The sequence below is a fragment of the Roseovarius sp. ZX-A-9 genome (genome assembly GCF_028369135.1).
Classification (GTDB): Bacteria; Pseudomonadota; Alphaproteobacteria; order Rhodobacterales; family Rhodobacteraceae; genus Roseovarius.
Window position 1 is genome coordinate 77545 of record NZ_JAPWHW010000013.1, and the last position, 18754, is coordinate 96298.

Genomic DNA, 18754 nt, shown 5'->3' on the forward strand with positions numbered 1-18754 from the left:
AAGCGTATGCGCAGCCGACGTTCCGCGCTAGTCTCACCGCAAACCCAGCAACGGAGAGATACCATGCCTCATCTGACACGCCGCACGCTCTTGACTGCCGCCGTAGCGCTGCCGCTGGCCCGCGCCGCCGGGGCCGCCGCCCCGATGCTGGGCGCATCCGGCGCACTGCACCGAAGGGTCAAACTCGGCGCATTCGAAGTCACGACGCTTCTGGCCGCCAGCGCAGCCCGCCCCGATCCGCACAGCATCTTTGGCCTCAACGTGGATTATACGGCTTTCCGAACCGCCGCCGAGGCAGCGCTGCTGCCGGTGGACATGGCGCAGTTTTTCTTTACGCCAACCATCGTGAACACCGGCACCGAGCTTGTGCTGTTTGACACCGGCCTCAATGCCGAGGGCATCACCGCCGCGCTCGCGGCAGCAGGCTATACGCCCGACCAGATCGACGTGGTGGTGATCACCCATATGCACGGCGACCATATTGGCGGGCTGCGTACGGACGAAACCGCCACATTCCCCAATGCCCGCTACGTCACCGGCGCGCGCGAATTTGACGCCTGGGCCGGAATGCAGAGCGATGCGTTCGAGACCAAGATGCGCCCGCTGGCCGAGAAGACCACGATGATCACGCCGGGCCAGACCGTCACCTCGGGGATCACAGCCGTGGAGGCGTTCGGACACACGCCGGGCCATATGGCCTACATGCTCGAAAGCGAAGGCGCCTCGCTGCTGCTCGCTGTCGACTTTGCCAACCACTATGTCTTCTCGCTGGGCTACCCCGATTGGGAGGTGAAGTTCGACATGGACAAATCCGCCGCCGCCGCCACGCGCCGCCGCCTGCTCGACATGCTCTCGGCGGAGCGCATCCCCTTTATCGGCTATCACATGCCCTTCCCGGCAATCGGCTATGTCGAGGCACGCGGCGATGGGTTCCGCTACCTTCCGGAAAGCTACCAGTTGCGGCTCTGAGCAATATCCACCGCTTCGTGGCGCTCGACCTTCCCTTTGGCCGGGTGCCACGCCATATCAGCGTCATGGACCCTTCCGCCGCAGACCTGATCGAAATCGAGACCATCGCCCGTGAAACCATCGCGGCGCTGCCAGTGGCCTTCCGCCCTGCCGCCGATCAGGTGATGCTGCGGGTCGAGCCATGGCCCACCCCACAGATGTTGCGCGATCTGGGTATTGACGATCCAGCCAGCCTGACCGGCCTTTACGAGGGCATCCCGATGACGGAAAAATCCGTCTCCGACCCGGCCCCCTTCCCCGATACGGTCTGGCTCTTCGCCGGGCCGATCCTGACCGAGCTGGACGAGCGCGACGGCGTCACGCTGGCCGAACTGGTCGCCCATGTGACGGTGCATGAATTCGCGCATCATTTCGGCTGGTCGGATGAAGACATCAGCACGATCGACCGCTGGTGGGAATGACCCCATCCGCCAAGATTTTTCGCGAAAAATCTAGGCCGCGCCGCCCTCGTCGCGCCAGCGGTTCACGATGGGATAACGCCGGTCGAGCCAGAACGCTGCCTTGCTCAGGCGTGTCCCCGGCGCGGACTGAAAGCGTTTGTATTCGCTGATATATATCAGATGCTCGACCTTCTTCGCATCGGCCCGGTCGAAGCCGGCTGCGACGCAATCGGCGATGCTGCCATCTTCATCCACCAGAATCTGCAAGATTCCGTCCAGCACCGGATAATCGGGCAGCGAATCACTGTCCTTCTGATCGGCGCGCAGTTCGGCGCTGGGTGGCTTGTCGATCACCCGCTCGGGGATCACCTCGCCCTCCGGGCCCATCATCCATGCCCGGTGATTGGCATTGCGCCAGCGACAGGTCTCGAAAACGCGGGTCTTGTACATATCCTTGATCGGATTATAGCCCCCCGCCATGTCGCCATAGATCGTGGCATAGCCCACCGCGACCTCGGACTTGTTGCCGGTGGTCAGCAGCATCTCGCCAAACTTGTTGCTCAGCGCCATCAGCAGCAGACCGCGCAGGCGGGACTGGATGTTTTCTTCGGTCACGTCTGGTTCTGTGCCTTCGAACAGCGGCGCCAGTGTTTCGGTGATCGCCGCCCGCCCGTCCTTGATCGGGACGAAATCATAGCGACAGCCGAGGTTCTGCGCGACTTCCTCGGCATCATCCAGCGAATGCTGCGACGTGTATTCCGACGGCAGCATCACGCAGCGCACATTTTCCGGCCCCAGCGCATCGGCAGCGATGGTGGCAACAATCGCCGAATCGATCCCCCCCGACAGGCCCAGCAGCGCCTTTTTGAACCCGGTCTTGCGGAAATAGTCCCGCAGGCTGAGGACCATTGCGTGATAATCCTGCTCGTAGGCATCCGGCAGATGGGCCAGATCGCCCTGTTCCGCGCGCCATCCATCGGCGGTGCGCCGCAGATCGAGATGCGCCAGCGATTCCTCGAATACCGGCATCTGCAACGCCAGCGCGCCACCGGGGTTCAGCACGAAGGAGCCGCCGTCAAACACCTGATCGTCCTGCCCGCCCACGAGGTTGAGATAGATCAGCGGCAATCCCGTCTCGATCACGCGGCTGACCATCAATGTCTGACGCACGCCCATCTTGTCGCGGTAATAGGGCGAGCCATTTGGCACCAGCAAAAATTCAGCGCCGGTTTCCTCCAGTGTTTCGGCAACATCCTCGTGCCAGGCATCCTCGCAGATGGGGCTGCCGATGCGGACGCCATCCACCACATAGGGGCCGCCCACTTCGGCAGAGTCATATAGGCGGACTTCGTCGAACACGGTCTCGTTGGGCAGATGATGTTTGAGCACCGTCGCGGTGACCTTGCCCTGCCTGAGCACGTAATAGGCATTGTGCAGGCTGGCACCATTCAGCGCGGGGCCACCGATGGCGATGGCCGGGCCATCGGCGCAATCCGCGGCCAGTTGGTGAATCGCAGCAATCGCGGCCTGGTGAAACACCGGCTTCATCACCAGATCCTGCGTATTGTAGCCGGTGATGAACATCTCGGGCAGCGCCAGCATGTCTGCCCCGGCGTCGGCGGCTTGTCGCCACGCGTCTCGTGCCAGCGCGGCATTGCCCGCGATATCGCCCACCGTGGGGTTCAGTTGTGCGAGCGTGAGGCGAAACCGGTCGGCCATGATGCTGCCTTTCCTGAGCGTTGGGGGATGATTTAGCAGAACGACGCGCAAGTGAAAGCCGAATTGAGCAAAAGCCGTTGTCAGTCGGGCATGCGTCCTCTAGATTTCTGGAACCCGCACAGGGGAATGCGGGGACATTGGGCATCCGCAGACATTTGAAGACATCGGGGCGAGGGCATGGCATTCACTTGGGCGAAACGGACTGTTCTAGGCGTGGCTTTGTGTCTGGCAGGGCTGGCAGCGGCACAGGATGGCAACGTCCAGATCAAGCAATATGATGATGGCGGGGTCTATGAGGGCAGCTTCCGGGACGGGCTGCAACATGGCACCGGAACCTATACCCTGCCCAACGGCTATGAATATTCCGGCCAGTGGGTCGATGGCGAGATCAAGGGCCAGGGCGTTGCGCGCTTTCCCAACGGGTCGATCTACGAAGGCGAGTTTGCCGAGGGCAAACCCAACGGTGTCGGCAAGATCGTCTTTACCGATGGCGGCACCTACGAAGGCACCTGGAAGGCGGGCAAGATTACCGGCCGCGGCGTCGCGGTCTATGCCAATGGCGTCCGCTACGAAGGCGAATTCCTGAACGCGATGCATCACGGGCGCGGCACGATGGAGAGCCCGGGCGGCTATGTCTATGACGGCACATGGGTAAACGGCGTCAAGGACGGGCGCGCCAAGATCACCTATCCTGACGGCGCGGTCTACGAAGGCCAGGTGCTGCGCGGTGCGCGCCACGGTCAGGGCACACTGACCATGCCCGACGGGCTGATCTATGCGGGCCTGTGGAAAGACGGCCAGATTGACGGCAAGGGCAAGCTGACCCAACCCAACGGCGACATCTACGAAGGCGCGCTGGTCAGTGGACGGCGCGAGGGAACGGGCCGCGTGACCTATGCCAATGGTGACATCTACGAAGGCACGTTCAAGGACGACAAGCGCCACGGTCAGGGCAAATTCACCGGCACCGATGGCTATGTCTACGAGGGCAGCTGGGTCGCGGGCCAGATCGCGGGTCTGGGCAAGGTCACCTACCCCGATGGGTCAGTCTACGAAGGCGAATTCCGCGATGATCTGGCCAACGGAGAAGGCAAGATCACCTATACCGACGGTTCCACCTACGAGGGCGATTGGGTCGATGGCGTGATCGACGGTCAGGGGCGTGCGACATATCCCAACGGCCTCGTCTACGAGGGCGGCTTCAAATCGGCCCGCAACCACGGCTACGGAATCATGACCTATGCCGACGGCTATCGTTACGAAGGTGACTGGGTCGAAGGCCAGCGTCAGGGCGAAGGCACCGCCACCTATCCTGATGGCACCGTCTATGTGGGCAGTTTCAAGGACGGCCAGCGCCACGGCACTGGCAAGATCGTGATGCCCGACGGCTTTACCTACGAAGGCGACTGGAACGAGGGCGAGATCAGCGGTCAGGGTATCGCCACCTACGTCAACGGCGATGTCTACGAAGGCACATTCAAGGATGGCAAACGCCAGGGCAAAGGCACCATGCGCTATGCCGGCGGCGGTCAGGCCACGGGCGAATGGCTGGAAGGCGCGCTCAAGGCCGGTTCAGCCGAAATCACCGGCGTCGCGCCTCCCGCGGAAGGTGAAACGACCGAGCCTGCGTCCGAAGAGGCAGCGCCAGCTGAGTAACCCCCCGGAGACGGGCTGCGGTCATGTATTCCCAGACCGAATGCTGGCCTGCGGTCCATAGCGCGCGCAGATTCCACCCAGTTGCCAGCCCCAGGCACGGGCACCGACCGAATACCGATGCAATACCGACGTGATACCGATGTCACGTTTCAGCCCCTCCGCGCGGCCTGAGAAATGATCAACCAGAGCCAAGGCGCGATTCTGGCCTTTTCATTCTTTTTCGCCGCGCCTATGGTGGCGGGCATGAAAACCAATGGGCATATCACGATGATCGCGGACCGCATTACCGGTGCCCGCACCCATGCCCTACTGCTAGACCTAAGCCGCCTCTGAGCGTGCCCTCCGGCGCGCCCGCTCAGAGGATGTGCCTGCGCGCGCCACATGGCTTAGGATTTTCAGAATAAAGAGACTCAATATGAATACCACGGACAAGAACCGCGTTTCGCCAAAGGCGAAAGAAAACGTGTCGCCAAAGATGGACAAGGACCGCGTCGTGATCTTCGACACGACATTGCGCGATGGTGAGCAATCGCCGGGTGCCACCATGACCCATGCCGAAAAGCTCGAGATCGCGGGCCTTCTGGACGAGATGGGTGTCGATATCATTGAGGCGGGCTTTCCCATCGCCTCTCAGGGTGATTTCAACGCGGTGAGCGAGATTGCCAAGCACGCGCAAAACGCAGTGATCTGCGGCCTTGCGCGCGCGCAAATCAAGGATATCGACCGCTGCTGGGAGGCTGTGAAACACGCCAAACGCCCCCGCATCCATACATTCATCGGCACATCGCCGCTGCACCGCGCCATCCCCAATCTTACGATGGACGAGATGGCCGACCGCATCCACGAGACCGTGACGCATGCCCGCAACTATTGCGACAACGTCCAATGGTCGCCGATGGATGCCACGCGCACCGAATGGGATTATCTCTGCCGAGTGGTCGAGATCGCGATCAAAGCAGGGGCCAGCACGATCAACATCCCCGATACCGTCGGCTACACCGCACCTGTCGAAAGCGCCGACCTGATCCGCCGCCTGATTGCCGAAGTGCCGGGCGCGGAGGATGTGGTCTTTGCCACGCATTGCCACAACGATCTGGGCATGGCGACTGCCAACAGCCTCGCTGCCGTCGCGGGCGGCGCGCGTCAGATCGAATGCACCATCAATGGTCTGGGCGAACGGGCCGGCAACACCGCACTCGAAGAGGTGGTGATGGCGATGAAGGTCCGCGGCGACATCATGCCCTACACCACCGGCATCGACACGACCAAGATCATGAACCTTTCACGTCGGGTCGCGGCAGTGAGCGGTTTCGCCGTGCAGTTCAACAAGGCGATCGTCGGCAAGAACGCCTTTGCCCACGAAAGCGGCATCCACCAGGATGGCATGCTCAAGAACTCCGAGACGTTCGAAATCATGCGGCCAGAGGATGTGGGCCTGTCGGGCACGTCGATGCCCTTGGGCAAGCACTCCGGTCGGGCCGCATTGCGCGCCAAGCTCAAGGAGCTCGGGATCGACGCCGGGGACAACCAGCTCAAGGACATCTTTGTCCGGTTCAAGGATCTTGCCGATCGCAAGAAGGAAGTCTTTGACGACGACATCCTCGCGCTGGTCAGCACCACCGGCGAAGGCGAGGATTATCTGGCGCTGATCAATCTCAAGGTCATCTGTGGCACCGCCCCTGCCGAGGCTTCGCTGGAGATGGAAGTGGGCGGGGAAGAGAAATCCGCCACCTGCCATGGCGATGGCCCGGTTGACGCCACCTTCAAGGCCGTGCGCGCGATCTATCCCAACGACGCGCGGTTGCAGCTCTACCAGGTGAACGCCGTGACCGAGGGCACCGACGCACAGGCCACGGTCAGCGTGCGGCTGGAAGAGGACGGGCTGATCGCCACCGGTCAATCGGCCGATACCGATACGGTCGTCGCCTCGGCCCTGGCCTATATCAACGCGCTCAACCGGCTGCGCGTGCGCCGCGACAAATCAGGTGGCGACACGCCCGAGGTCAGCTACAAGGACCTGACCTGATGCAAGCTGGCCCCGGGGTTACTCAACCGTGCCCCGGGGCCAAGGTTTTTCGGCGAAAAATCTGATCCAAGAAAATTCGCTAATTTCTAAAACACCCGCAGCCTATTCCACGATCATGTAGATTTTGCGCAGGGTTTCGGTGATCTCCCAGTCCACATATTGCCCCTTGGCGATGTAGAACGTATCGCCGGGGCCGAAGCTCTCGCTGCTCCCGTCCTTGTGGCCCAGCGTGATCGCCCCTGAAACCACGGTCATCATCTCATGCACCGGATAGGCTTCGATCACTTCGCGGCAGGGGGCGCATTCCCATGTGCCCGCCGTCACGCTTTCGTCTTCGGTGGCAAAATGCGTGTGGTTCAGCTCCGTGTGGTCCTCGGTGGTAAAGACTTCGGGTCCGTTGATATCGGAGGGTCCCATCTCTGGGTTAGGATCAATGCCAAAACGGCCAGTGGTCATGTCGCTCTCCTGACTGCGGGATTACCCCGCCCATTCCCAGGGCCGTACGAACTGCCCCAGCACATGGGAAACCGTCGCATCTTCGACCTCTCCCGTCTTGGTCAATCGCGCAACGAGACCGAGTTTCTTGTCATCGACCACCTCGCTCACCTGTGCCGCGACGCCAGCCTCTTGCAGGGCGGCGTTATAGATACGGGTGATAGCGCGTTTGCGCAGGTCGGGTTTGAACACCTTGCCAACGGCAGTTTTCGGCAACTCGGGCAGAACCTCTATGTATCTTGGCTGCGCGGCACGCTCGTGCACGTGTTCCTTGCAGAACTCGCGCAGTTCTTCACCGGTCACGCTGGCGCCATCCACAAGTTCGACATAGGCGCAAGGAATCTCGCCCGCATGCGCATCGGGTTGGCCGATCGCGCCCGCCATCGCCACTGCCGGGTGCCCCATCAACGCCTCTTCAATCTCGGCCGGGTCGATATTGTGCCCGCCCCGAATGATCAGATCCTTGGCCCGCCCGGTGATCCACAGATAGCCGTCCACGTCTATCCGGCCCAGATCGCCGGTGCGCAGATACTTGTCGTGATAATAGAGGTCTGCATTCTTGACCGCCTCGGTATAGGTGTGCCCGACATAGACGCCCGGATTGTCGATACAGATTTCACCGACCTCGTCAGTTCCGCATTCCACGCCACCCTGCCCGCCTGCCTTGAATATCTTGACGTTGGTATAGGGCAACGGCACGCCGACTGACCCAACCTTCTTGGCCCCGGCGGGTGGGTTACAGGACACCAGGCATGTCGCTTCCGTCAACCCGTAGCCCTCGATCACGGTCATGCCGGTCGCGCTCTCGAACCGGTTGAACAGTTCCAGCGGCATCGGGGCAGAGCCGGAAAACGCGTTCTTGACCGTCGAGATATCGGCATCCACCTTGCGCTGCATCAGCGCCGATACGGCGGTCGGCACGGTGATGACAAAGCTGATCTTCCAGCGTTCGCAGAGCTTCCAGAAATTGTCGAACACGCCGTCGCCGCGATAGCCTGCAGGCGTCGGGAAAACCACATGCGCGCCGGACTTGATCATTGCCATCAGGATCACGTGGCACGCGAACACGTGGAACAGCGGCAGCGGACACATGATCACGTCGTGCTCGTCAAAGAGCAGCCGGTCCCCAAGCCAGCCATTGTAGATCATCCCCGAATATCGGTGCTGCGCCACTTTCGGCATGCCCGTCGTGCCGCCGGTGTGGAAATAGGCGCCGACACGATCCTTCCCGCCATCGTCAAAGGTCAGGCTCCGGGCTTGCTTGGCCGCTTCCTTGACGAAATCCTTTACATCCGCATGGTGCGTGACAGGCATCTTTGGGCGCAGAAGCGGCACCAGCCAGCTTTTTGGCGGCGAAAGATAGCGGTTGAGGTCGATTTCCAGCACCGTCTTTACATTCGGCGCGTCCTTGACCGCCAAAGCGGTCTTTTGCGCGATGTCGGTCTTGGGGAAGGCCTTGAGCGTGACCACGACCTTGGCGCCCGTTTCGCGCAGGATCGCGCTGATCTGTTCAGGTTCCAGCAACGGGTTGATCGGATTCACGATGCCCGCCACCATCCCGCCGATCAATGCGGTGGCAGTTTCCATGCAGTTTGGCAGCACCAGCGCGACCACATCCGCCTCGCCAACACCAAGACTCCGAAACAGATTCGCGGCCTGGCAGACCTGATCGCGATATTCCGCCCAACTGAGCGTCTCTGCCTTGTCGGTCGCGCCGGAAAATAGTTGATAGCTGATCGCGGGCCGGTCCGGGAACGCTGTGGCCGTTTCCTGCAACATCTGCATCAGCGTCTCGGGCCGCTCGCGTGACTCCCATGGAACTTCGTTTTGGATATCCAGCACATCCTGCAGCACAGCAAAACTCATGGCCCGTCCTCCCCAACTGCACGCCGCTCCCCTGGCGCGTGATGTCATATTTCCCGCAGAATGAGTGCCCGCGCTGGAATGCGCAAGTTTTACGCTACGTTTGTCGCCGACGGTATCGGCATAAGGGCGTAAAGCCGCAACCGAAAAGGGAGCATTTTTTGACTTGACTATTTTAGTCAGAAATCCGACGAATGCCTGATAAATTCAGTCAGACTACAGGAAGGACCTTCTGATGTTCCGTTTCGCCACCCGCACCGCGATCGCCGCGCTGTCGCTGAGTGCGCTTGCCGCGACCGCCATGGCGGCCGAGGTCAACGTCTATTCCTCGCGCCACTATGATAGTGACGACGCGCTTTATGAAAAGTTTACCGAGGTCAGTGGCATCACCGTGAACCGGATCGAAGGCAAGGCCGACGAGTTGATCGCCCGAATGTCAGCCGAAGGCGACAACAGCCCGGCGGATGTGTTCATCACCGTCGATATCGGCCGCATGGGCCGCGCCGAAGAGGCCGGGGTGATCCAGCCACTGCATTCGGATGTGATCACGAACGCCGTGCCCGCGCATCTGCGCCATCCCGATGACCTGTGGTTCGGCGTCAGCCAGCGCGCGCGCATCATCTTCTACGCCAAGGACCGGGTCGAGCATCCGCCACAAACCTACCAGGCACTGACCGACGCGGAATGGAAGGGCCGGATCTGCATCCGCTCGTCCAGCAACATCTACAACCAGTCGCTGCTGGCCTCGATCATCGAGGCAGACGGGGCAGAGGAAGCGCAAGAATGGGCCGCTGGCATCGTCGCCAATATGGCCCGCTCGCCGCAGGGCGGCGACACCGACCAGCTGCGCGCCATCGTGTCGGGCGAGTGCGATATTGCAGTGGCCAACCACTATTACTTCCTGCGCGGTTTCGACAAGGACATCGAAGGTCTGAGCTCGGGCATCGACAACATCGGCTGGGTCTGGCCGAACCAGTCTGGCCGTGGCGCCCACCTGAACCTGACCGCAGCGGCGATGACCGCATCCTCGCCCAACCCTGACGAGGCCAAGGCGTTGCTCGAATTCCTGACCAGCGAATATGCGCAGCAGCACTTTGCGGATCAAAATAACGAATATCCTGCCGTACCGGGGATCGGGCTCGGCGAAGGGCCGGCGCGTCTGGGCTTCTTCATCCCGGATACGACCACACCAACGGCCGCCTTCAGCGCCAATGCGGCCAAGGCGCAGGCGATCTTCAACCAGGTCGGGTGGCAGTAACCTCGATACATCGAGCCCGGAGCACTCTGCGTGCTCCGGGAAAAACCGATTTTACTGCGTTGCGCGTAGCACCGCGCCGGGGTTCATGATGCCAACCGGATCAAGGGCCGCCTTGATCGCCCGCATCGCCGCCAGCTTCGTCGGGTCGGCGTACCGCTCCAGATCATCCACTTTCAGCCGTCCGATGCCGTGCTCGGCGCTGACAGACCCGCCCATCGCGTGCACCAGGTCATGAACGGCGCGTTTGATATCATCGCTCAGATGGGCATGGATCGCGCGGCTTTCTCCCTGCTGCGGGAAGACGTTGTAGTGCAGATTACCGTCACCCAGATGCCCGAAACAGTTGATGCGGAAATCACCCTGCGCGGCGATCACCCCCGCCCCCCTTGCGATGAATTCCGGCACGGCCCCCAGCGGCAGCGAAATATCATGTGAACTGATCGACCCGATACGCCGATTCGCCTCGGGGATCTGCTCTCGCAACTCCCAAAAGCTCTGCCGCTGCGCTTCTGATTGGGCGATCAGACCGTCGGTGACCAGGCCCGCCTCGGCTCCTTCTTCGAACAGCCTCTCCAGCGCCGCCGCCGGGTCCTGCCCACGCGCGAGGCCCAAATCAATCAGCACGCACCATTCGGGCTTTACAGGAAAGGGCTGCCGCAGATCCGGCAGCGCCTCGGCCAGAAACTCTAGCCCTTGCCGGTGAATCAACTCGAACGCGCTGACCCCCTCGCCCATGTGCTCCCTTGCCAGCGCCAACAGGTCGAGCGCGGCTGCCGGGCTTTCGACCACCATCAACGCCGTCCCCTCGCCGGCAGGTCGCGGCGCCAGCTTGAGCGCGGCGGCGGTGATTACGCCCAAAGTCCCTTCGGCCCCGATCAGCAGGTTGCGCAGATCATAGCCGGTATTGTCCTTACGCAGCCGCTTCAGCCCATGCCAGATGCTTCCATCCGGCAGAACCGCCTCCAGCCCAAGGCAGAGGTCGCGCGCATTGCCGTAGCGCAGCACATTCACCCCGCCCGCATTGGTGGACAGCAACCCACCGATCCGTGCCGATCCCTTCGACGCGATGCTGAGCGGAAAGAGCCGATGCGCCTCTGCCGCCGCATCATGCACATCCGACAGGATCGCACCGGCCTCGACCACAATCACGTTTTCTTTGGGATAAATCCCGCGCACCGCTGTCATACGCTCCAGACTCAGCAGGATCGGCGCCGGTCCATCGGGGCTCACCTGCCCGCAAACCAGCCCCGTCCCGCCGGAATAGGGGACTACTGGCACGCGGCGCGCAGTTGCGAGCTTGAGGATCTGCGATACTTCGACGGCAGTTGCCGGGGCGACAACCGCGCCCGCCTGCCCCCGCCAGCGTCCGCGTGGCTCTTCGATATATCGCGGGGCAACTTCGCGCATCGCTGCGGCAGGAAGCAGGGCGGCCAGCGCATCCACGCAGGTCTGATCGGCTGGATTCAATGTCATCCCCTGTCCTACGAAACCTTGCTTGCGTTCAAAAGCATCGTTTTCGCCCCTCGTATAGAATTTCGGTCGCAATCCTCGGCCAGAGGTAACACTTCGATCAGAGTCCGTCGCCATACGAAACCAGTCTGGCCGATGGCCCGCGCGCGCTGGATCAGAACCGCCCGAAGCGTGGGGGATCGCCGCATATCGGCAGGGCCGTCCCCGTCAGCCTGTTCCGGTCCGCCCGCGCCGATCCGCCCGTATCGCGGCATAAAGCACATGGGTTCGCCAGCGGCCGTTAATCTGCAGATAACTTTGCGCAACGCCTTCATACTTGAAGCCGCATTTTTCCAGCAGCCCGCGCGACGCGGCGTTCTCCGGCAGGCAGGCAGCCTCCAGACGGCTGAGATCGAGCCGCTCGAACGCGTAATGGGTCACCGCCTCGATCGCTTCGCGCATATGGCCACGCCGCGCATAGTCCTCACCGATCCAGTAGCCCACCGTCCCGGCCTGCGCCGGGCCACGCCGGATATTGTCCAGAGTGATCGCGCCCAGCAGCGTCGCATCCTCGCGCCGGAATAGAAACAAAGGCAGCGCCGAGCCGTCCCTGATCGAGCGTTGCGCCCAGTAGACCCGATTGGAGAAGCCTTTGCGCGCCAGATGGTCGGGGGACCAGGCAGGCTCCCACGGAATGAGAAAATCGGCGCTCGATCTCCGAAGCGCGGCCCAGGCGCGAAAATCGCTCAGCACAGGTGGGCGCAGCGTTAGCCGCTCGGTCTCGATGCGGACCTTGCGACGCGGCAGAAACATCACGCGGCGCGCCTTTCCTGCAATGCCTCCAGAGTCGGCGCGCTCTCGACTGGACCGTAGAGCGCCATCGCGACCGGAGCGCGGGAGGCGATCTCTTCCGCCAGGCTGCGCACATCACCCAACGTGACCGCATCGATCCGCTCCACCACTTCCTCCAGAGGCGGGATCCGTCCCCAAATCTGCAGCATACGCGCCAACCGTTCGGCCCGGTTGCTGGGGCTTTCCAGCCCCATCAGCAAACCTGCCTTCATCTGCGCGCGGGCGCGTTCGACCTCATCCGCGCGCATATCATCTGCCGCGCGCTTCATCTCGTCGATGGTAATCTCGGCAAGGCCCGCCATCTGATCGGCCGATGTCCCGGCATAGACAGTCATCATGCCAGTGTCCGAATAGGCCCCGGCCTGCGTGTAGATCGTATAGCACAGGCCGCGCTTTTCGCGAACTTCCTGAAACAGGCGGCTCGACATGCTGCCCCCCAGGGCGGTGGCATAGATCTGTGCCGCGTGAATGCGCGGATCGCCGTAATCGGGGCTCTCGAAGGCCATCGCGAAATGCGCCTGCTCCAGCGCCTTGATGGTCCGGCTTTCGCCGCCTGCGAAGTGCGCGATAGCGGCAGCAGGTGCATCACCGGGCGCCATGTCGCCAAAGAGCGCCTGCGCGCTGCGCACCAGAGCATCATGATCGACGGCACCTGCCGCCGACAGGATCATCTGGCCGGGCCGGTAATGCTGATCGACAAACCGCGTCAGATCATCGCGCGAAAAGCTGCGCACACGGCCCTCGGCCCCCAGAATGGTGCGGCCCAGGGGATGATCCGGGTAGGCCTTTTCCTGAAGCCAGTCAAAAATGATATCGTCGGGCGTATCCAGTGCCTGCCCGATCTCCTGCAAGATCACGCCGCGCTCGATTTCGATCTCAGCAGGATCAAAAACAGCGTTGCGCAGAAAGTCCGCCACCACATCCAGCGCCAGCGGCACATCGTCCTTCAGGACCCTTGCATAATAGGCCGTCACCTCGCGGCTGGTATAGGCATTGATGTAACCGCCCACATCCTCGATCGCCTCGGCGATCTGCAACGCGGTACGGCTCTTGGTGCCCTTGAAGGCCATATGTTCGAGGAAGTGGGCAATGCCGTTCTGCTCGGGGGCCTCGTGACGGGCGCCGGCCAGCACCCAAACGCCGATGGCTGCCGATTGCAGGCCCGGCATATTTTCAGTGACTATGCGGAAGCCGTTGGGCAGGGTCGTGAGGTTGACGGTCAATACGCGGTCCATTCTATGATCCGCTTCGCGGCGCTTTCGGTGGTGAAAGAGACGCGAGAAGCGTGCTTCGTTTCTACAGGGCGGGCGCATCCCACCCAATCAGCCTCTGTGGTCATGTGCGGTTCGCTTTGATGATGCGCTGGATGGCCCCGAGATCGTTTTCGACCTCCGTGATCCGTTCCGACCGCTCATACAGGTCTGCCATATGTGAGGGCAAGGGGGGATGCTGGCCGCTAGCTTCTTCAACCGCGGCGGGGAATTTCGCCGGATGTGCCGTTGCCAGCGTGATCATCGGCACCTCCGGCACCAGATGCGCCTCGGCGACATGCACGCCCACGGCACTGTGCGGGCAAAGCAGTTCGCCGGTGGTTTCCCAGGTTCGCCGGATCGCCGCGCGCGTCTCATCCTCGTCGCAGCGCCCGCTGTCAAAGCTTTCGCGCAGCGCCTGCAGCGCGCCCTGGCTGACGGAAAATCCTCCCGATTTCAGTTCGTCCATCAACTGTGCCACTGCACTGCCGTCACGACCGTAAGCCTCGAACAGCGCGCGCTCGAAATTGGAACTGACCTGAATATCCATCGACGGGCTGATCGACGGGATCACACCATCGGGCTTGTATTCGGCGCTCGACAGGCACCGGTGCAGGATATCGTTCTGGTTGGTCGCCACCACCAGACGGTTGATCGGCAGCCCCATGCGCTTGGCGATGTAGCCTGCGAAAACGTCGCCAAAATTGCCCGTCGGCACGGTGAAGCTCACTTCGCGCTGCGGCGCGCCCAGCGATACGGCTGAAGTGAAATAGTAGACCACCTGCGCCAGCACTCTCGCCCAGTTGATGCTGTTCACACCTGCCAGCCCCACCGCATCGCGGAACTCGAAGTCGTTGAACATGTCCTTCACGCGCGCCTGGCAATCGTCGAAATGCCCCTCGACGGCCAGCGCGTGTACGTTCTCCTCGGACGGTGTCGACATCTGGCGGCGCTGCACTTCGCTGACCCGGCCCTGCGGGTAGAGAATGAACACATCGACCGCGTCCAGCCCGCGAAATGCCTCAATCGCGGCCGATCCGGTGTCACCGCTCGTGGCGCCCACGATGCAGACCCGTTTGCCGTTGCGCTTGAGAGCAGCCTCGAACAGTTGACCGATCAGCTGCATCGCGAAATCCTTGAACGCCAAGGTCGGCCCGTGGAACAGTTCCAGCAGGTGATGATTGGGCCCCAACTGCACCAGCGGTGCGCGCGCGGCATGCGAGAAATTGGCATAGGCGCGGGCGATGATCGCCTCGAACTCTGCATCGGTGAACGCATCACCGATATAGGGGCGCATCACGCGAAAGGCCGCCTCTTCGTAGCTCAGTCCGGCCAGTGCCGCGATCTCTGCGGGCGCCATCTGCGGGATCGTCTCGGGCAGGTAGAGCCCGCCATCGCGTGCCAGCCCCGTCAGCATCGCCTCTTCAAAGCTCAGAACCGGGGCTTGCCCGCGTGTCGATACATATCTCATGTTGTCTTACCTTTTGCAGCCCGTGCAGTGCGCCCGGTGCGCCATACAAAATAGCTGGTCATGCCCGCCCAGATCAGCGCCAGAGAGAACCAGGTGATGGCATATTGCAGATGATCGTTCGGGACATTCGTACTGTCTACCGGCAGCGGCGTCAGTCCGCTGACAGATTGCGGTGTTTCCTGCCGCACCACCAGCAGGACAGGCTCGGTTTCCAGAGCCTCCGCCATCGCGGGCACGTCGCGCGCGAACCAGATGTCGCGTTGCAAGTCCGGCGCGGGCGTATAGCTGTCCACCTCGTCGGGCCAGTGCAGATTGCCCGTGACTTGCGCGGTTCCCAGCGGCCGGGTGGCATCCTTGGCGTCAAGGTCGATAAACCCGCGATCCACCAGAATACGCCTTCCTTGGGTTTCGAAAGGTTGTATCAGCCGGTAGCCCGCACCGAGGTCCTTCGCCCCAACGAGAACATGCAATTCCGGCGTCAGAAATGCGCCGCTTGCTGTCACGGCAAGGTACTTGTGATCGGATTCCGTGGGCGTGTCAGGCAGGGAAACCGGAGCATCCGCGATGCGGCGGTCGATCTCGGCCAATCCCGCCTCTTTCTCTGCGAGCCGCTGCACCTGCCACATCCCAAGACTGATCAAGACGGCCGTCCCGATCACCCCGAAAACCAACGGTATCGCTATTTGCCGTTTCACCATGTCCTCGTCTCAAACTGAAAATGCGGAAGGCGCGCCCCCCGCATCTTCTTGTTTCTTGGAATATCCTCACCTGGGCCTAAAGGCTTCAGCCACCCCAGACATAGATTGCGGCAAAGAGGAACAGCCACACCACGTCGACGAAGTGCCAATACCAGGCCGCCGCTTCAAAACCGATATGGTTATCTGGGGTGAAATGGCCACGCAGCACCCGCAACAGGCAAATGAACAGGAAGATAGTTCCGATCAGGACGTGGAAACCGTGAAAGCCCGTCGCCATGAAGAAGTTCGCGCCATAGATATTGCCGGAGAAGCCAAAGGCCGCATGGCTGTATTCATAGACCTGAAAGACGGTGAACAGGGCGCCCAGGGCGATTGCGATGATCAGCCCCCATTTCATGTCGCTGCGGTTGTTCTCGTGCACCAGCGCATGGTGCGCCCAAGTGGCGGCAGCGCCCGAGCAGAGCAGGATCAGGGTGTTGATCAGCGGCAGGTGCCATGGGTCGAAAGTCTCGATTCCGACGGGCGGCCAGACGGCATCCTTGATCGGTGACATCGGCCCCATCGGATACATGGCATGCTTGAAAAAGCTCCAGAACCATGCCGAGAAGAACATGACCTCGGACATGATGAACATGATGAAGCCGTAGCGCAGCCCGATCCGCACGACCGGCGTATGATCGCCCGCCTGGTTCTCCGCGATCGTGTCCGACCACCAGCCGTACATGGTGTAAAGCACACCGCCAAGGCCGATCAGGAACATCCAGGGCTGGTTTGTTTCAGCTTGCGGCGAGATCATAAGAACCGCGCCAAACAGCATGACGAACCCGGACACCGCGCCGATAAACGGCCACCATGAGGGGTTCAGAATATGGTAATCGTGGTTTTTTTCATGTGCCATCGGTTCTATCCCTCTGTTGAGGCTCAGTTCAGGTTTGTACTTGTTTTGCCATCCGGTGCAAGAGCGGCCTGCGCTTCAGGCAGGTCGATCTCGTAGAATGTGTAGGAGAGAGTGATCGTGTGCGTGTATTTCGCATCCCGATCGTCAACAATTGCCGGATCTACGTAAAATGTGACCGGCATCATGGCCCGCTCGCCCGGCTGCAATATCTGCTCGGTAAAGCAAAAGCAGTCGATCTTGTCGAAGAAGCCGCCAGCCTCGTAGGGGGTCACGTTATAGGCCGCCTGCCCCGCAACCGGTCGGTCGGTCGGGTTGTACGCCTCGTAGAAGGCCAAGCCGGTCTCACCGATGCGCAGTTCCATCTCGCGCACGACGGGCTTGAAGTCCCACGGCATGCCGCGTTCCTTGCTGGCATCAAAGCGGATCTTGATCGTCCGGTCGAGAACAGTCTGGGAGCCGGCTTGCGCCACGCCCGGAATGCCACCGAAACCGGTCACCCGGCAAAACCAGTTGTAGAACGGCACCGACGCCCAGGCCAGCGCGCCCATAACCACGACGACACCAACCAGTTGCACCAATGTCCGGGTCTTTGGATCGCGCGGTATCATTGCGCCCCTCCCACCTCGGCGGGCACCGAGAAATCGTCGTCGCTCACCTTGGCGATGGTCAATCCAAAGACCAGTGCCACGAATCCTGCCAGAACCAGACCGAGGCCCAGATTGCGGCTGAACCGGCGCTTGTGCAGTTCATGTGGCTCCCTAAAGCTCATCCCCAGCCCCCTAGCCCGGCTTCGTTGAGCATGGTCTGCGCCCAGATCGCGGCGAAATGCGCAAAGAGGTAGATCAGCGACAGGCGAAACACTTTTTTCTCGATGCGGTAGCTGTCAGCCTCGGCCACGGCCTCATCGCGGCGCCAGATATCCCAGGCCCCCTTGAGGAACAGAGCATTCAGCACCACGGCCACCGCCAGATAGAACGGCCCGCCGATCGAGGTGAAGCCGATGCCGATGGCCAGCGGGGCCAGCAACACGGTATAGACCAGAATATGGGTGCGGGTCGCCCGGCGCCCATGCGTCACGGTCAACATCGGCACATCGGCCTTGTGGTAGTCGGATTTCATGAAAAGCGCGAGCGCCCAGAAATGCGGCGGCGTCCACATGAAGATCAGCGCGAACATCAGGATGGATTCGAGCGACACGTCGCCCGTCACCGCCGCCCAGCCGATCATTGGTGGGAACGCCCCCGCCGCGCCACCGATCACGATGTTCTGCGGGGTCGAGCGTTTCAACCACATCGAGTAGACGACGACGTAAAAGAAGATGGTAAAGGCCAGCAACGCGCCCGCAAACAGGTTCGTGGCCAGCCCCAGCATGACCACCGAGAACCCTGCCAGCGCGATGCCAAAGGCGTATGCTTCGCCTTCGGTGATCTTGCCCATCGGAATGGGGCGCCCCTGCGTTCTCTTCATGATGCGGTCGATATCGGCATCCCACCACATGTTCAGCGCGCCCGAGGCCCCCCCGCCCACGGCGATGAACAGGATCGCGGCAAAACCCACAATAGGATGCACGCTGCCCGGTGCGGCCAGCAGACCCACCAGCGCGGTAAAGACCACAAGGCTCATCACCCGAGGTTTGAGAAGCGCGAAATAGTCGCGGAAACCGGCATCGCCGGTCCCGGTCTCGCTGGCATGAAGGCTTGCGTCGCTCAT

18 protein-coding genes are annotated in these 18754 nt (G+C 61.7%); 6 read left to right on the forward strand and 12 right to left on the reverse strand.

The features are described 5' to 3' along the window. The first annotated feature begins 63 nt into the window (after nt 1–63). On the forward strand, nt 64–969 hold the full coding sequence (locus O3306_RS13715; protein ID WP_272008271.1) for an MBL fold metallo-hydrolase: 906 nt from the start codon (nt 64–66) through the stop codon (nt 967–969). A 65-nt stretch (nt 970–1034) separates the two neighbouring features. After that, nucleotides 1035–1430 carry a metallopeptidase family protein gene (locus O3306_RS13720; protein WP_272008381.1) on the forward strand — a complete coding sequence of 132 codons (396 nt, stop codon included), beginning with the start codon at nt 1035–1037 and terminating at the stop codon, nt 1428–1430. 30 nt (nt 1431–1460) lie between these two features. Here the strand turns inward: O3306_RS13720 and O3306_RS13725 are convergent, their stop codons facing one another. Beyond that, nucleotides 1461–3128 (reverse strand): NAD+ synthase, encoded by a 1668-nt coding sequence (locus O3306_RS13725; protein ID WP_272008273.1) that lies wholly within the window; start codon nt 3126–3128, stop codon nt 1461–1463. Nucleotides 3129–3305: 177 nt separating this feature from the next. Between O3306_RS13725 and O3306_RS13730 the strand changes: the two genes are divergently transcribed. From O3306_RS13730 to O3306_RS13740, 3 genes are all read left to right on the forward strand, one after another. Further along, nucleotides 3306–4784 (forward strand): MORN repeat-containing protein, encoded by a 1479-nt coding sequence (locus O3306_RS13730; RefSeq protein WP_272008275.1) that lies wholly within the window; start codon nt 3306–3308, stop codon nt 4782–4784. Nucleotides 4785–4958: 174 nt separating this feature from the next. After that, nucleotides 4959–5117 (forward strand): hypothetical protein, encoded by a 159-nt coding sequence (locus tag O3306_RS13735; RefSeq protein WP_272008277.1) that lies wholly within the window; start codon nt 4959–4961, stop codon nt 5115–5117. Nucleotides 5118–5259: 142 nt separating this feature from the next. After that, on the forward strand, nt 5260–6810 hold the full coding sequence (locus O3306_RS13740; protein WP_272008383.1) for a 2-isopropylmalate synthase: 1551 nt from the start codon (nt 5260–5262) through the stop codon (nt 6808–6810). Nucleotides 6811–6912: 102 nt separating this feature from the next. Here O3306_RS13740 and O3306_RS13745 read toward each other — a convergent pair whose 3' ends face one another. After that, entirely contained in the window at nt 6913–7266 is a 354-nt protein-coding gene (locus tag O3306_RS13745; RefSeq protein ID WP_272008279.1) for a cupin domain-containing protein, read from the reverse strand. 21 nt (nt 7267–7287) lie between these two features. Then, a complete protein-coding gene (locus tag O3306_RS13750; RefSeq protein ID WP_272008281.1) occupies nt 7288–9171 on the reverse strand; it encodes an acyl-CoA synthetase in 1884 nt (627 codons plus the stop codon). A 232-nt stretch (nt 9172–9403) separates the two neighbouring features. Between O3306_RS13750 and O3306_RS13755 the strand changes: the two genes are divergently transcribed. Further along, nucleotides 9404–10426, forward strand: coding sequence for an extracellular solute-binding protein (locus tag O3306_RS13755; protein WP_272008283.1), 1023 nt, complete (start codon nt 9404–9406; stop codon nt 10424–10426). A 51-nt stretch (nt 10427–10477) separates the two neighbouring features. Here the strand turns inward: O3306_RS13755 and O3306_RS13760 are convergent, their stop codons facing one another. The 9 genes from O3306_RS13760 to cyoE form a co-directional block, all read right to left on the reverse strand. Then, on the reverse strand, nt 10478–11899 hold the full coding sequence (locus O3306_RS13760; RefSeq protein WP_272008285.1) for an FAD-binding oxidoreductase: 1422 nt from the start codon (nt 11897–11899) through the stop codon (nt 10478–10480). Nucleotides 11900–12103: 204 nt separating this feature from the next. Then, nucleotides 12104–12688, reverse strand: a complete 585-nt coding sequence (locus tag O3306_RS13765) for a GNAT family N-acetyltransferase (RefSeq protein WP_272008287.1) — start codon at nt 12686–12688, stop codon at nt 12104–12106. Next, nucleotides 12688–13950 carry a M16 family metallopeptidase gene (locus O3306_RS13770; protein WP_272008385.1) on the reverse strand — a complete coding sequence of 421 codons (1263 nt, stop codon included), beginning with the start codon at nt 13948–13950 and terminating at the stop codon, nt 12688–12690. Before O3306_RS13770 ends, O3306_RS13765 begins: the two co-directional genes overlap by 1 nt. Before the next feature lie 112 nt (nt 13951–14062). Beyond that, nucleotides 14063–15448 (reverse strand): threonine synthase, encoded by a 1386-nt coding sequence (gene thrC / locus O3306_RS13775; RefSeq protein ID WP_272008289.1) that lies wholly within the window; start codon nt 15446–15448, stop codon nt 14063–14065. Then, nucleotides 15445–16143 (reverse strand): SURF1 family protein, encoded by a 699-nt coding sequence (locus O3306_RS13780; RefSeq protein WP_442970003.1) that lies wholly within the window; start codon nt 16141–16143, stop codon nt 15445–15447. The genes thrC and O3306_RS13780 overlap by 4 nt, the downstream gene beginning before the upstream one ends. Nucleotides 16144–16231: 88 nt before the next feature. Next, on the reverse strand, nt 16232–17044 hold the full coding sequence (locus tag O3306_RS13785) for a cytochrome c oxidase subunit 3 (RefSeq protein ID WP_272008292.1): 813 nt from the start codon (nt 17042–17044) through the stop codon (nt 16232–16234). 23 nt (nt 17045–17067) lie between these two features. Beyond that, the gene (locus O3306_RS13790; RefSeq protein WP_272008293.1) at nt 17068–17652 is read right to left on the reverse strand and encodes a cytochrome c oxidase assembly protein; all 585 of its coding nucleotides are present in this window, start codon (nt 17650–17652) and stop codon (nt 17068–17070) included. Beyond that, the gene (locus O3306_RS13795; protein ID WP_272008295.1) at nt 17649–17813 is read right to left on the reverse strand and encodes a hypothetical protein; all 165 of its coding nucleotides are present in this window, start codon (nt 17811–17813) and stop codon (nt 17649–17651) included. The genes O3306_RS13790 and O3306_RS13795 overlap by 4 nt, the downstream gene beginning before the upstream one ends. Further along, a complete protein-coding gene (gene cyoE, locus O3306_RS13800; protein WP_272008311.1) occupies nt 17810–18754 on the reverse strand; it encodes a heme o synthase in 945 nt (314 codons plus the stop codon). Before cyoE ends, O3306_RS13795 begins: the two co-directional genes overlap by 4 nt.